The sequence below is a fragment of the Streptomyces roseifaciens genome (genome assembly GCF_001445655.1).
In the GTDB taxonomy this organism is placed as follows: domain Bacteria; phylum Actinomycetota; class Actinomycetes; order Streptomycetales; family Streptomycetaceae; genus Streptomyces; species Streptomyces aureoversilis.
Genome location: NZ_LNBE01000002.1, coordinates 319866 through 334086, shown reverse-complemented (window position 1 = coordinate 334086; position 14221 = coordinate 319866). Strand labels below are relative to the sequence as shown.

The 14221-nt window shown below is 74.1% G+C and carries 10 protein-coding genes; 5 read left to right on the top strand and 5 right to left on the bottom strand.

The genetic code is table 11. From position 1 onward, the window contains the following. The first annotated feature begins 38 nt into the window (after positions 1-38). Positions 39-953, top strand: coding sequence for a LysR family transcriptional regulator (locus AS857_RS03290; RefSeq protein ID WP_058041575.1), 915 nt, complete (start codon positions 39-41; stop codon positions 951-953). Positions 954-980: 27 nt separating this feature from the next. On the opposite strand, the gene AS857_RS03285 is transcribed toward AS857_RS03290, so the two are convergent. Beyond that, positions 981-1616 (bottom strand): DUF4352 domain-containing protein, encoded by a 636-nt coding sequence (locus AS857_RS03285; RefSeq protein WP_058041574.1) that lies wholly within the window; start codon positions 1614-1616, stop codon positions 981-983. 264 nt (positions 1617-1880) lie between these two features. On the opposite strand from AS857_RS03285, the gene AS857_RS03280 reads away from it, so the two are divergent. The 4 genes from AS857_RS03280 to AS857_RS03260 all read left to right on the top strand — a co-directional run bounded on the left by AS857_RS03280 (position 1881) and on the right by AS857_RS03260 (position 9185). Beyond that, positions 1881-2312 (top strand): hypothetical protein, encoded by a 432-nt coding sequence (locus AS857_RS03280; RefSeq protein WP_058041573.1) that lies wholly within the window; start codon positions 1881-1883, stop codon positions 2310-2312. A gap of 202 nt (positions 2313-2514) precedes the next feature. Next, positions 2515-4893: a protein translocase subunit SecD gene (secD, locus tag AS857_RS03275; protein ID WP_058041572.1), complete on the top strand. Its 2379-nt coding sequence runs from the start codon at positions 2515-2517 to the stop codon at positions 4891-4893. 172 nt (positions 4894-5065) lie between these two features. Further along, a complete protein-coding gene (locus tag AS857_RS03270; protein WP_058041571.1) occupies positions 5066-8059 on the top strand; it encodes an AfsR/SARP family transcriptional regulator in 2994 nt (997 codons plus the stop codon). A gap of 283 nt (positions 8060-8342) precedes the next feature. Continuing rightward, positions 8343-9185 (top strand): hypothetical protein, encoded by an 843-nt coding sequence (locus tag AS857_RS03260; protein ID WP_058041569.1) that lies wholly within the window; start codon positions 8343-8345, stop codon positions 9183-9185. Positions 9186-9254: 69 nt separating this feature from the next. Here the strand turns inward: AS857_RS03260 and AS857_RS03255 are convergent, their stop codons facing one another. The 4 genes from AS857_RS03255 to AS857_RS03240 all read right to left on the bottom strand — a co-directional run bounded on the left by AS857_RS03255 (position 9255) and on the right by AS857_RS03240 (position 14175). Beyond that, positions 9255-9836 (bottom strand): DUF4291 domain-containing protein, encoded by a 582-nt coding sequence (locus AS857_RS03255; RefSeq protein ID WP_058041568.1) that lies wholly within the window; start codon positions 9834-9836, stop codon positions 9255-9257. A gap of 72 nt (positions 9837-9908) precedes the next feature. Then, positions 9909-10571: a hypothetical protein gene (locus AS857_RS03250; protein WP_058041567.1), complete on the bottom strand. Its 663-nt coding sequence runs from the start codon at positions 10569-10571 to the stop codon at positions 9909-9911. 158 nt (positions 10572-10729) lie between these two features. Beyond that, complete coding sequence (gene asnB, locus AS857_RS03245; RefSeq protein WP_058041566.1) at positions 10730-12583, bottom strand: asparagine synthase (glutamine-hydrolyzing); 1854 nt, start codon at positions 12581-12583, stop codon at positions 10730-10732. Positions 12584-12696: 113 nt separating this feature from the next. Further along, positions 12697-14175 carry an MFS transporter gene (locus AS857_RS03240; RefSeq protein ID WP_058041565.1) on the bottom strand — a complete coding sequence of 493 codons (1479 nt, stop codon included), beginning with the start codon at positions 14173-14175 and terminating at the stop codon, positions 12697-12699. Between the last annotated feature and the right edge of the window lie 46 nt (positions 14176-14221).

The following is a 14221-nucleotide window of genomic DNA, read 5'->3' as shown; positions in this document are numbered from 1 at the left end:
CCGCCGGGGTTACCGCCCGTTCCTGGCAAAATGACGGGGTGATCGACCCCCGGCGGCTGCGTGTCCTGCGGGCCGTGGCGGACCACCGTACGGTGACCGCCGCGGCCGCCGCGCTGTACCTGACCCCCTCGGCCGTCTCCCAGCAGCTCGCGGCGCTGGAACAGGAGACCGGCCACGTCCTGCTGACCCGCAGCGGCCGCGGCGTGCGCCTCACCGCGGCCGGCGAGATCCTGCTGACCCACGCCCACGAGGTCGTCGCCCAGCTGGAGCGGGCCGAGGCGGAGCTCGCCGCCTACGCGGGCGGCACCGCCGGCGAGCTGACCGTGGCGGCGTTCGCGACGGGCATCGCCGAGGTGCTGGCCCCGGTCATCGGGCTCCTCGCCGTCCGCCACCCCGGCATCCGGCTCCGGGTGCGCGACGCCGAGGGCGACGCGAGCCTGCCGATGGTGCTGGACGGGGAGGCCGACGTGGCCCTCGCCGTCGAGTACCGGGGCGCCCCGCGGGAGGACGACCTGCGGCTCGTCCGCGTGCCGCTCTACGCCGAGCCCTTCGACGCCGTCCTGCACGCCGCGCACCCGCTGGCCGGCAGCCCCCACGTGAGCCTGGACGAGCTGGCCGACAGCGACTGGATCGGCCCCTACCCGGGCAACCCCTGCCACGACGTGGTGGTGCTGGCCTGCGAACTGGCCGGCTTCCAGCCCCGCCTGGTGCACTCCTCGGACGACTTCCGCGCCGTGGTCGCCCTGGCCGGGGCCGGCGCCGGGGTGGCCCTCGTGCCGCGCTCGGCGCTGCGCGGCATGGAGCTGAAGGACACCGTCGTCCGCCCCGTCGAGGGCCCGGCCGCGACCCGGCGCGTGTTCGCCGCGGTCCGCCGCGGCGCCGAGGACCACCCGCTCATCCGGCCGGTCCTCGACGCGCTCACGGAAGTCGCGGGCTCGCTGTCCACCAACTGACGCCGGGCGTCCGGCCGGTGCCGGGCGTCACTTCTTGAGGGTCCACTCGCCCGTCTCGTTGGCGAAGCCGCCGTCCAGCGTGAACTGCACCTTCTCGGGCTTGGAGCTCTCGGGGACGGAGAAGACGACCCAGCCGAGGGCCTTGCCGCCCTGGGCGATGTTCACGGTGACCGGGAACTTCGGGCCCTCGGTGACGCTGCCCATGGTCTGGGTGAAGGCCTGGCCCTGCCCGTCGACGACCTTGGCCCCGCTGGAGGGGCTGTCCGAGTAGGCGACCGTGCCGGTGTTGACGAGCTCGAACTGGGCGGCGACCCAGCGCTTGCCGGCGGCCGGCTTCATGTACTTGTTGTCGCTGTGGGCCGGGTCGGCGAAGCCCTTCAGGGTGACGTCGAGCTGCTCGCCCGGCTTCTTGCCCTTGAGTGTGAGCTTGCCTCCGATGGCGTGCGCGCCGCCCTGCCCCTGGCCCTTGTCCTTGTCCTTGTCCTGGCCGCCACCCTGGCCCGCGCCGCCCTGGTCCGGCGCCGGGTTCGACTGCTGGGGCGCGGGGCTCTTGTCGGCCGACGCACTGGCGTCCGCCGCAGGGTCGGTGCCGTCGCCGTTGCAGGCGGTGGCGGTGGCCGCGAGCACGATGACGGCCGCGGCGGTGATGAGCTGACGACGCATGATGAATCCCCCGTGATGGTTGTCTTGACGTGCACATTCTTACTTCACCTCGCGGCGGGATCCGGCGGCAGAAGGGCCGGGCGGGGCTCCTGTGACAGTCGCGTGATCAAACCGTCGCATCGTCCCGCTCCCGTACCGTTCCCGTCCCGGGCCCCGATGCCGCGACGGCCCGTACCCCCGGCCTGGCGGGCTAGGGTGGAGCCTGCGCGCCCCGGCGCGCGCTGACGGCGATACCGGGCACGGGAACCGACTGACGGAGGCGGTGTGGAGCAGCACGCACGGCGCACTCCGGCGCCGGTCGCCCTGTGGTCCCTGCTCGTCCTCCTGCTCGGCGTGGTCTGCGGGACGGTGCCGACGGGTTCGGGCACCACGCTCTCGGCCTTCCCGCCGGTCGCCTCGGTCTCCTTCGCCACCTCCGGTACCTCTGCCGCCGACCAGGCCCGTCCCGCGTTCAGCGCGCCGGACTCCCCGCCCGCGGCGGACGGCACCCGTGCCCAGGGCCTCCACGTCTCCGCGGCCGTGCAGCACACCCGTCCGCCCGGGCTGCCCGGAGCGGTGCCCGGCCCGGTGGCCGGGCCGCTCGCCGTCCCGCTGCCGGCCGGCGAGGTCGCCGGACCCCGGCAGGAGCGTGCGCCGCCCGCGGCGGCCCCCTCCTCGCGCCGCCCCCGCGGCCCTCCCTCCACACGGAGCATCTGACGCCCTGAGCGTCGGCCCCGCCCTGCCCTTCTCGCGTGCCCGCAGCGGTCCGTGACGTTTCGTCGGTTCCGACGTGTCGCCGATTCCGGCGTGTCGTCAATTCCGGCGCGTCGTCAATTCCGGCGTCCCGTCGATGCGTCCTGCGAGGCCGGGCCTCCGGTTGCCGACGCTCCACCTCCGTCTGCCGTGAAGTGGAGAAACCATGTCACCCCGGCCCTCGCGCCGCGCCCCGCTGTGGCGCGCGCTCGTCGCCCTCGCCGTCGTCGCGGCCTCCCTGTTCTTCGCCCTGACCACCCCCGCCCGGCTCGGCCTCGACCTGCGCGGCGGCACCCAGATCGTGCTGGAGACGCGGGACTCGCCCACGTCCCGGGCGGACGCCGCCGCCACCGACCGGGCGCTGGAGGTCCTGCGGCAGCGGGTCGACGCGCTCGGCGTGGCCGAGCCGTCGCTCGCGCGCTCCGGCGAGCGCCGCATCGTCGTCGAACTGCCCGGCGTCCAGGACCCCCGGAAGGCCGTCGACGTCATCGGCCGCACCGCCCAGCTCACCTTCCACCCCGTACTCGGCACCGTGCCGGACGGCAGCAGCCCCCGGGCGGCCGCGGACGGCGCCGCCGGCGCACGGACCCTGCCCGACCCCGACGCCCCCGGCCACTCCCTGCACCTGGGCCCGGCAGCCCTCACCGGCAAGGACGTCAAGGACGCCCGGGCCGTCCTCGACGCGCAGACCGGCGGCGGCTGGACCGTCGCCCTCTCCTTCCGGGGCGGCGGCGGGAAGAGCTGGGCGCGCGTCACGGGCGAGGCGGCGTGCGCCGCACCGGGCGACGCGTCCCGCCGGGTCGCGATCGTCCTCGACGACCGCGTCGTCTCGGCACCGGCCATGCAGAGCAGCGTGCCGTGCCGGACCGGGATCCAGGGCGGCAGCGCCCAGATCACCGGAGGGTTCGACGACGCAGAGGCCCGCGATCTGGCCGCGCTCGTCAAGGGCGGCGCCCTGCCCGTCCCGGTCGAGGTCGTCGAACAGCGCACCGTCGGCCCGACGCTGGGCGCCGAGGCGATCCGGGCCAGCGCGGCCGCGGCGGTCATCGGCCTCGTCTGCACGGCGCTGTTCGTCGTCGCCGTCTACCGGCTGCTCGGCGTCCTGGCCACGGTGGCGCTCGCGCTGTACGGGCTGATCTCGTACGCCGCGCTGGTCGCGCTCGGGGCCACGCTCACCCTCCCCGGGCTGGCCGGGTTCGTGCTGGCCGTCGGCATGGCCGTCGACGCGAACGTCCTCGTCTTCGAACGGACCCGGGAGGAGTACGAACGGGCCCGGGTCGCACCCGCGCGCCGCGCCGGCCCGCAGGACCTCCGCGGCCCGCTGCGGAAGGGCTTCGGCAAGGCGTGGAGCGCCGTCGTCGACTCGAACGTGACGACCCTCCTCGCCGCCGGCCTGCTCTTCTTCTTCGCCACGGGCCCGGTCAAGGGCTTCGGCGTCACCCTGTCCGTGGGCGTCGCGGCCTCCATGATCTCCGCCCTCGTCATCACCCGGGTGCTCGCGGACTGGGCGCTGCGGCGCGACTGCGTCCGGCGCAGGCCGCGCCTGGCCGGAGTCGCCTCGGCGGGCCGGCTGCGGGCCTTCCTCGCCCGCCGCGGCCCCCGGCTGATGCACCACCGCCGCATCTGGCTGGGCGTCAGCGCCGTGCTGCTGGCCCTCTCCGTCGCGGGCATCGGGGTGCGCGGGCTGCACCTCGGCGTCGAGTTCACCGGGGGCCGTCTGGTCGAGTACGGCACGAGCCGCCCCGTGGACGTGGAGAAGGCGCGCGCCGCGGTCGGTGACGCCGGGTTCCCGCGCGCCGTCGTGCAGAAGTCGGGCAACGGCGACGTCGTCGTGCGCACCGGGACCATGGACGACGGGGACCAGCAGCGCATCAAGTCGGCCCTGGAAGCCCACGGCGGGACCGTCACCGTCGAGCGCGACGAGCGGATCGGGCCGAGCCTGGGCAGCGAGCTGCGCGACAAGGCGCTGATCGCCCTGGGCGTCGCGGTGGCGGCCCAGCTCGTCTACCTCAGCGTGCGCTTCCGCTGGACCTTCGCGACGGCGGCGGTCGCGGCGATGGTCCAGGACGTGCTGCTGGTGGTCGGGCTGTTCGCCTGGCTGGGCCGGCCGGCCGACAGCGTCTTCCTCGCGGCGCTGCTCACGGTGGTCGGCTACTCCGTCAACGACACGGTGGTCGTCTTCGACCGCATCCGCGAGACGCGGCGCCCGGGGCGGACCGGCGGGCCGGGGACGGGGACGGGGACGGGTGAGGGACGGATGCCGCTGGCGTCCGCCGTCGACAGCGCGATCCTGCACACCGTGCCGCGCACGGTGAACACCGGCATGGGCGTCCTCTTCGTCCTCGCTGCGCTCGCGGTGCTGGGCGGCGACTCACTGGCCGACTTCTCCCTGGCGCTGCTCGCCGGGGTGCTGTTCGGCATCGGCTCGACCGTCCTGACGGCCGCACCGATCGCGGTGATCCTCGAAGGACACCGCCCCGCCGCCGCACCGCCCGCGCCCTCCGCACCGCGCAAGGACCCGAGGGACTCGGGCGCGGTGGTCTGACCTGCGGGCGGGGGAAGCGGCCGGCGCAGGCGCCCTGCTCGGGGCGTGGCCGCTTCCCGCCGCTCGGCGCTCGCCTGCACCTTCCGGAGTCATATGATCACGCAATCGGCACGGTGAACGCGCCACGACGACCGGATCGACAGCCGCGCCGGCCACTGCGAGGGGACACGGATTGGAAGGCACACGGACGCCGCAGGAGCCCTTGCGCTTCGCCGTGCTCGGGCCCGTCCTGGCCTGGCGGGGGCAGGAAGCGCTCGACACCGGCTCGCCGCAGCAGCGCGCCGTGCTCGCGGCCCTCCTGTTACGGGGCGGGCACACGGCCACGGTGGGGGAGCTCGTCGACGGCCTCTGGGGCTCCGGTCCGCCGGCCACGGCGCTCAACGCCCTCCGTACGTACGCCTTCCGGCTCCGCCGGTCGTTCGGGGCGGAGGGGGCGGGCGTCCTCGTCAGCGACTCCGGCGGCTATGCGATCCGCACCGGGCCCGCCGATTGGGGGGCGGCCGGCTCCGGACCGGTCGTGGAACTGGACCTCGACCGGGCCAGGGCGCTGGCCGAGGAGGGACACCGGGCCCGTCGCTCCGGAAACCCGGTGCGCGCCCGGGAACTCGTCACCGAAGCACTCGCCGTGTGGCGGGGCGAATCGCTCGCCGGTCTGCCGGGCCCGTACGCGGAGACGCAGCGCACGCGCCTGGAGGAGTGGCGGCTGTCGCTCATCGAGACGCGCCTGGAGCTGGATCTGGAGGTCGGCAGCAACGCGGAGGCCGTCTCCGAGCTGACCGCCCTGACCGCCGCCCACCCGCTGCGCGAGCCCCTGCGCGAACTGCTCATGCTCGCCCTCTACCGCAACGGCCGCCAGGCCGAGGCCCTCGCCGTCTACGCCGACACCCGCCGCCTCCTCGCCGAGGAACTCGGCGTCGGCCCGCGCCCCGAACTGTCCGAGCTCCAGCAGCGCATCCTCAACGCCGACCCCGGCCTCGCGGCCGCCGCGGGCCCCGCCCGGAAGACGGCGGGGTTCCGCGAGGGCTTCGTCCGGCCCGCCCAGCTGCCCGCGGACATCGCGCACTTCACCGGCCGCACCGCGCACGTGGCGGAGATCCGTGACCTGCTGGCCGCCGGACCCGGCCGCAGCCCGGCGGTCCCTGCCGTCACCGGCACGGGCGGCGTGGGAAAGACCACGCTCGCCGTCCACGCGGCCCACTCCGTACGCCACCACTTCCCGGACGGACAGCTCTACGCCGACCTGCAGGGCGCGGGCCCGGAACCCGCCGAACCCGAGGCCGTGCTGGGCTGGTTCCTGCGCGCCCTGGGCGTCTCGGGTGCCGCCGTTCCCGACGGCATCGAGGAGCGGTCCGCGCTCTTCCGCTCCACCCTCGACGGCTGCCGCGTCCTGGTCCTGCTCGACAACGCCCGCGACGCCGCCCAGATCCGGCCGCTGCTGCCCGGGACCGGCGGCTGCGCGGCGCTGGTCACCAGCCGCCACCGCATGACCGGGCTCGCCGCTGCTCGCATCGTCGACCTCGACGTGATGGGCCCCGGCGAAGGGCTCGCGCTCTTCACGCGGATCGTGGGCACCGAGCGCGTGGAGGCCGAGCGGGACGCCGCGACGGACGTCGTTGCGGCGTGCGGCTTCCTGCCGCTGGCCATCCGCATCGCCGCCTCCCGCCTCGCCGCCCGCCGCACCTGGACCGTCCCCGTGCTCGCGCGCAAGCTCGGCGACGAACGCCGCCGCCTGGACGAACTGCGCGCCGGCGACCTCGCCGTCAAGGCCACCTTCGAGCTCGGCTACGGACAGCTGGAGCCGGGGCAGGCCCGCGCCTTCCGGCTCCTCGGGCTGGCCGACGGCCCGGACATCTCGCTGACCGCCGCCGCAGCCCTCCTGGACCTCGACGTCGATGCCACCGAGGAACTGCTGGAATCGCTGGTCGACACGTCCCTCCTGGAGTCCGCCGCACCCGGCCGGTACCGCTACCACGACCTCGTACGCCTCTACGCGCGTGCATGCGCCGAACGCGACGAACAGCCCCCCGCCGGCCGCGAAGCAGCCCTCTCGCGGCTGCTCGACTTCTACCTCGCCACCGCCGCCCGGTCCTACGCGCTCGCACGGCCCGGGGACCGGCTGGTGGCCCACCTGGCGCCCACCGCGGTGCCGGGGCTCGCCCTCGAGGACGGCGGGGAAGCCGTCGACTGGCTGGTCGCGGAAGCCGCCTGCATCCTGTCCTGCGTGCGCCTGCAGGCGACCGGAGGAGGCTCCCCGGCCACCCTGGCGCGGGCGGCGGACCTGCTGCTCGTCGCCAAGGACCTGGTGGAGGCGGGCATCAGCGGGAGCGCCTACGTCCACGCCGCCGAGGCCGTGCTGGCCGCGGCGCGGGTCGCCGGTGACGCGCAGGCGGAGGGCCGGGCTTGCATCGCCCTCGCCCACGCGCACAGGTTCACCGGGCAGCTGGAGGAGGCCGACGAGTACGCCCACCGGTCGCTGCTCCTCGTCGACGCCACCGACGACCCGATGCTGATCCGCTGCTACGCCGCGAACCAGCTCGGCATCATCGCCATCCACCAGCGGCGCTACCGCGACGCCGAGGCTCATCTCCGCCGGGCCCTCGACCACTTCCGGGCCGACGGCAACCGGGTCGGCGAGGCCAGCGCCCTCTCCAACCTCTCCCGGGCCCACGTGGGACTGGACGACGCCGCTCGGGCGGTGGAGCTGGCCGAGGAGGCCCTTGCCGTCTACCGGAGCGTCGGCGGCTCCTGGCGGCTGGCCAACGCCCTGTACTCGCTGGGGCTGGCCCTGGCGGAGGACGGCCGCACGGACGAGGGCCTGGACCGGCTGGCGGAGGCGCTCGGCATCTTCCGGGAGAGCCGGCAGCGGTGGTGGGAGGGGATCACCCTCTACCGGACGGCCGAGGTCCATCTGATCGCCGGGCGTGCCGAGGAAGCCGTACAACCCGCCGAACTGGCCTTGTCCATCCTCCGCGGGCTCGGATCGTGGTGGCAGCTCGCCGGAGTCCTGACCGTGCTCGCCCGCGCGCTCGACCTCATCGGCCAGGCCGAGCGGGCCCGGGCCTGCCGGCAGGAGGCCCGGGCGATCCGGGACCGCCAGGGCCCCGCGGCCGGGCGCCTCCGCACGGCACCGGACTCCGACGGGCCGCCGGGGGTCAGGTCCGCGTGACGGTCCCGCACGGCTCCCGGTCGCCCGCCTTGCCGGGCTTGGCAGACTTGCCAGGCTTGGCTGACGGCCCGGACGCAGCCTCACCCGTGTCCAGTTCACGGCTGCGGCCGTAGGGGTCGACGGCGGGGCCGGACGGGGGCGGGGTGGCGTCGGGCCGGCCCGCGTGGAACATACGCCGAAAATGGCCGGATTCAGCCCCCGCCCTGTTCCCTTTTCGGCCCCGGAGGCTCTACCTGTAGCGGGGCCGGTCCGGCCGGCCCCCAGGGGCGAGAGGAATTGTGCGATGACCTCCGGGATGACCTCGTTCGACAAGATCTACGACCAGCCCGACCCCCGGGCGTACTTCACGGTGCTGGGACCTCTGGAGTACCAGACACCGCACCATGCCCAGAGCGTCTTCCGGCGTATGGCCGAGACCCTCGGGGGCCCACCCGGCGACGAGCCGCCGACCGTCGTGGACATCTGCTGTTCCTACGGCATCAACGCGGCACTCCTCAACCACGACGTCACCTTGGACGAGCTCTACACCCGCTACACCTCGCCGCAGGTCGCGCCGCTCACCACGGCCGAGCTCATCGAGGACGACCGGGCGTACTTCGCGGCGCGCCGGCGGCCCGGGGCGGCACGCGTGGTCGGCATCGACGTGGCCGCGCAGGCCGTGTCCTACGCGCAGGCCGCCGGGCTGCTGGACGAGGGGTTCGCCGAGAACCTGGAGACCGCCGAGCCCAGCGGGGAACTGCTCCGGCAGACGCGGCGGGCCCGGCTCATCACCATCACCGGCGGGACCACGTTCCTGTCCGCCAGGACGCTCAAGGCCCTCACCGCGGGCACGGACACGCCGCCCTGGGTGGCCTCGTTCGTGCTCCGGACCGCCTCGTACGAGCCGATCGCCGACGCCCTGGCCGCCCACGGCCTGAGCACGGAGAAGTACACCGCCCGCACGTTCCCGCAGCGCCACTTCAGCGGGCCGGAGGAGCAGCGGTACGCCGTCGAGGCCGTCGAGGCCGCGGGCGAGGACCCCCGGGGCAAGGAGACCGAGGGGTACTTCCACACGACGCTCTACCTCTCGCGGCCCCCGCAGGACGCGGCGGCCCTGCCCCTCACGGAGCTGCTGCCGCCAGGCTGACCCGGGGCACGGGCATACGCATCGGCGGGTTCATGGCGAAGCGACGAGCGAATTCCGGCCATGAACCCGCTACGGGCACGAGCCGCCGGCCGGCTCGTACGGCCGCTCCTCCGGCAGCCTGCGCCGCGCCCCGTCCAGGTCCCCGGCGACGACCAGCCGGTGGACCTCACGGGCCAGGGGTGTGACGTCCGTGACGGACACGGTCCACTCGTCGGCGTAACGCCGCGCCGCCTCGCCCGCGAGCCCCAGCTGGAGGGACCGGTGGGGCAGGGCCTTCAGGTGCAGGTCGCGCTCGGGATCCCACTGCACCCTGGCCGGTGCCGCCTTCAGCTCGCGCTGCCAGGCGTCACGGTCGGCGTGGACGTCCCGGTCGTAGTGCGACAGACAGGCATTGGCCAAGGCCCAGTCGAAGCCGGCCCGGTCGATCTCGATCGCGAGGACGCACTCCTGGTCGGTCTTGGTGGCCCAGCCGCAGCGGTACATCATCCAGAGAAAAGAGGGCTTGATCCACGTCATACGGTCCCGCTTCCACGCGGACGGGAACCGGCCGTCCCGGGCGGCCGGCAGGCCGAGGCGCGGGGCGTAGGCCTGGTAGACGGTGATGGTGCTGTCGGTGTGCGCCGCCCGGATGCGGCGGTGGGGCTCCTGCATGGGGCAAGTCTGTGCGGGCGCCTGTGACCTGGCCAAACGATTTACGCGCGGTGGGCGCTGCGGCCGGCGAGGTTACCTTCGCGCCGGGGTGTCCAGCAGGTCGGTGACGAACTTGCGCAGTTTTCCGGCGCGGACCGGTTGTACGCCGTGGAGGACCTGCGCGCCGTAGGCGAGTGCGGTGCCGGGGCGGGTGGGGGTGACCCAGCGGGTGGAGTCGATGTCGCGGAGCCAGGCGGGTACGGCTTCGTGGCCGCCCAGGTGCGGCATCCGGTACGTCAGGGGGGTGCCGGGGGCGTAGCCCTCGGCTTCGCCCACGACGGCTCCCGTCCAGACGGCCGGGCCGGCCGTGGTCTCGATGTAGAACTCGCCGCCCTCGTCGGCGTCCTCGAGGACCACGCCGATGCGTCCGATGCGCCGGGGTGCGACGGCCGGGTCGGGGATCCCGTCGATGTGGGTCGGGATGTGCTGGCCCGCCGTCAGTTCGGTGTAGTCCCAGCGGGCGTCGGCGGCGACCGAGGGCAGGGCCCGCTGCAGGACGTGCAGGGCGCGGACCGTGGCGGAGCGCAGGATCTCCTGGGCGAGCCCGGGGGCCCGGAGGAGTTCGGCCTGGCGCCGCGGCTTCCATCCGGTCGCCGCGATCTCGCTGTCCATGATCTTGACCAGCTGTCCGAGCTCCGCCGGCGTCAGGAACTCCTCGACGCTCTGCAGGGCCAGGGTCTCGGTCAGATGGATCATCAGATGCCTCCCTGTGCTCGACGTACTCCGTACTCGGCCGCGGGAATCACCTGGCAGTGTCGTGGCTGTGCGTGCCGCCCGGCAGTCGACAACTGGCCGACTTGGGGACGGGGCCGGAGGGTCCGTCGGTACGCCGGCGGCCCCTCCGGCCCCCGTGCTCAGAACTCCAGCGACACGTCGTGCGTCCGCAGCCAGAAGTCCAGGGCCAGGACCAGTTCGCTGCCGGTGCGGTAGCCCGGCCGGGGGTCGTCGGCGGTGGCCGCGGCCAGCGAGGGGCCGTCGAGGAGCGGGCGGACGAGCGAGTCCGGGCCCTCGGTGGCCCGCTTCAGGGCGCTGCGCAGGCCGTCGAGGTAGTACGGGTCGCGCGTGGTGGGGTACGGGGCCTTGAGGCGGTCGGCGACGGCGTCCGGGAGGAGGTCGCGGGTGGCGGCGCGCAGGAGGGACTTCTCCCGGCCGTCGAAGGTCTTCATGGACCAAGGGGTGTTGAAGACGTATTCCACGAGGCGGTGGTCGCAGAAGGGGACGCGGACCTCAAGGCCGACGGCCATGCTGGCGCGGTCCTTGCGGTCGAGCATCCACTGCACGAAGCGGGTCAGGTGCAGGTAACCGATCTCCCTCATGCGCCGTTCCGGGCCGGTCTCGCCGGGCAGGCGGGGCACTTCGGCGAGGGCCTCGCGGTAGCGCTCCGCCCGGTACCCCTGCAGGTCGATCTTCTCGAGCAGGCCGCGGTCCAGCAGGGCCTCGCCGGGGCCGCTGCCGGGGCCGGAGATGCCGGTGCCGAAGGGCGGGGCGAGCCAGGGGAAGGTGTCGGCGGCCACGGAGTCGGGGTGGTGGAACCAGCGGTAGCCGCCGAAGACCTCGTCGGCGGACTCGCCCGAGAGCGCGACCGTGCACTGTTCGCGCACCGCCTTGAACAGCAGGTAGAGGGAGGTGTCGCCGTCGCCGAGGTCGAAGGGCAGGTCGCGGGCGCGCATGACGGCTTCGCGGGCGGCGGTGTCGAGCAGCGCGGACGACGGGAGGGTGATGACCCGGTGGTCGGAGCCGACGTGCCGGGCGAGGGCCTCGGCGTACGGGGTGTCGCGCGTGCCCCGCCAGTCGTCCGCCGTGAAGTTCTCGGCGTGGCGGGCGAAGTCGAGGGCGAAGGACTGCACGGGGGCACCGCCCTCGGCCGTGCGCTGCCGGGCGCCGAAAGCGGTGATGACGCTGGAGTCGAGGCCGCCGGAGAGCAGGGTGCCGAGGGGGACGTCGGCGACCATCTGCCGGGCGATGATGTCTTCCAGCAGCTCGCGGATGCGGGCGATCGTCGTGTCGAGGTCGTCGGTGTGCTCGCGGGACTCCAGCGCCCAGTAGCGGCGCAGGATCAGACCGCCGCGGCGGATGCGGGCGGTGTGGCCGGGAGGCAGTTCGTACATGCCCTTGTAGACGGCGTGGCCGGGGGTCTTCGTGAAGGCGACGAGTTCGGCGAGGCCTTCGGCATCGATGGCAGGACGTACGGCGGGGTGGGCGAGGATGGCCTTGGGCTCGGAGCCGAAGAGGACGCCGTCGGGCGTGGGGTGGTAGTACAGCGGCTTGATGCCCATGCGGTCGCGGACCAGCAGCAATTCCTGGGTCCGGACGTCCCACAGGGCGAAGGCGTACATGCCGTTGAGGCGCTCGGTGAAGTCCTCGCCCCACTCGAGGTAGGCATGCAGGACGACCTCGGTGTCGCTGCTCGTACGGAAGGCGTGCCCGCGGCTCTCCAGCTCGGCCCGCAGCTCGCGGAAGTTGAACACCTCGCCGCTGTAGGTGAGGGCGGCGACCGTCCGGCCGCCGTGTTCGAAGGTCATGGGCTGTTTGCCGCCGTCGGGGTCGATGACGGCGAGGCGGCGGTGGCCGAGGGCGGCCCGGTCGTCCAGCCAGAGGCCGTGGGCGTCCGGGCCGCGGCACGCCATGGTGTGCGTCATCGCGTCGGCCGTGTCGGCGGTGACGGGGTGTGCCGGGTCGTACGAGACCCATCCTGCTATTCCGCACATGGCGTGCTGTCTCCCTGTCTCCTGTCGGAGTGCCTCTTGGGGTGAGAGGGGGTGCGGCTCTCCTTGCGGAAGGCTGCGAGGAGAGCCGCACCCCTGTGGTGCCGTGGTGGTGGTCAGACGTGCGCGGCGGGAACCTCGGCGGGCCGTTCCCCGCCGGCGAAGCGCCGGAAGGTCCACGTCATCCACATCACGACGAGGACCATCAGCACGCTGATCGCGGTGGCCCAGGCCATGGCGTCGGCCCAGCTCGCGGCGGTGGCGTGCTTGCCGGCGACGGCGAAGAACACCGCGCCGACGACGGCGACGCCGGCGGCGCTCGCGAACTGCTGGGTGGTGGTGAGGATGCCGGAGGCGATGCCCGCGTCCTGGGCCCTGACCCGCATCAGCGCGGCGCCGAAGAGGGCGGGCAGGACGACGCCGTTGCCGGCGCCGATCAGGCACAGGCACAGCACGATCCACGGCAGGCCGGTGTCGGGGCCGGCCGCGTACAGCCGTACGGCCAGGGCCACCAGGCCCAGCACGATCACGGCGCTGCTGACGACGAGGGCGCTCATGCCCCAGCGGTCGGTGAGCCTGCCGCCGATCATCGAGGTGGCGGTGAAGAGGATGCCCATCGGGGAGAACACCAGGCCCGCCTGGAACGGGCCGAGGTCCATGCCGGACTGCAGCAGCAGGGTGAGCGTGAACATGAAGCTGCCGAAGTAGACCATGAACGCGACGCTCGCGATCACGCCGCCCCGGAAGGAGGGGCTGCGGAACAGCGGGAAGACGAGCACGGGGTCGCCGCCGCGGCGGGCGAGGGTGCGCTCCCAGACCAGCGTCAGCACGGCGACGGGGATCGCGAGGGCCATGCTGACCCAGGTCCACACCGGCCAGTTCGAGGTGTGGCCCATGGTCAGGGGCACGAGCAGCAGGGCGAGGGCGAGGGTGACGCCGGACGCCCCGACGGGGTCGAGCCCGATGCGCCGCCGGTGGGTCTGGGCGGGCAGGACGCGCATGGCGGCGGCCGCGATCACCGCGCAGAACGGCACGTTGATGAGGAAGATGCTCCGCCAGCCGAGCCCGGCGAAGTCCGCGGCGATCAGCGCGCCGCCGAGGACCTGGCCGGCGATGGAGCCGAGGCCGGCGGCGGCGCCGTACCAGGCCATGGCCTTGGGCTTGCGCTCGTCGGGGAAGTCCGCCGTGATCACGGCGAGGACCTGCGGGACCATCACCGCGCCGGCGAGGCCCTGGGCCAGCCGGGCGGCGACGAGCTGCTCGGGGTTGACGGCGATGCCGCACAGCAGCGAGGTGATGCCGAAGGCGATCGTGCCGATGACGAACAGCCTCCGGTAGCCGTACTTGTCACCCAGCCGGCCTCCGGTGATCATGCCGGCCGCGTAGGCGAAGGCGTAGCCGCCGACGACGAGTTCGAGGGCGGCGGGCCCCGCGTGGATGCTCTCCTCCAGCGACGGCGCGGCGACGTTCACCACGAAGAAGTCGAACTGGGCGAAGAACATGGCGGACAGCAGGACGAGGAGGGTAGGTCCGGTGCGTACGGTCGGTTTGGTCGGGGCCTCCGCCACGGCGGGCGGGGCGAGTTGGTCGGTCATGGGGCTCCTCGGCGCCGGTCGCGCGCGGCGGACGGCGCGGTTCGCG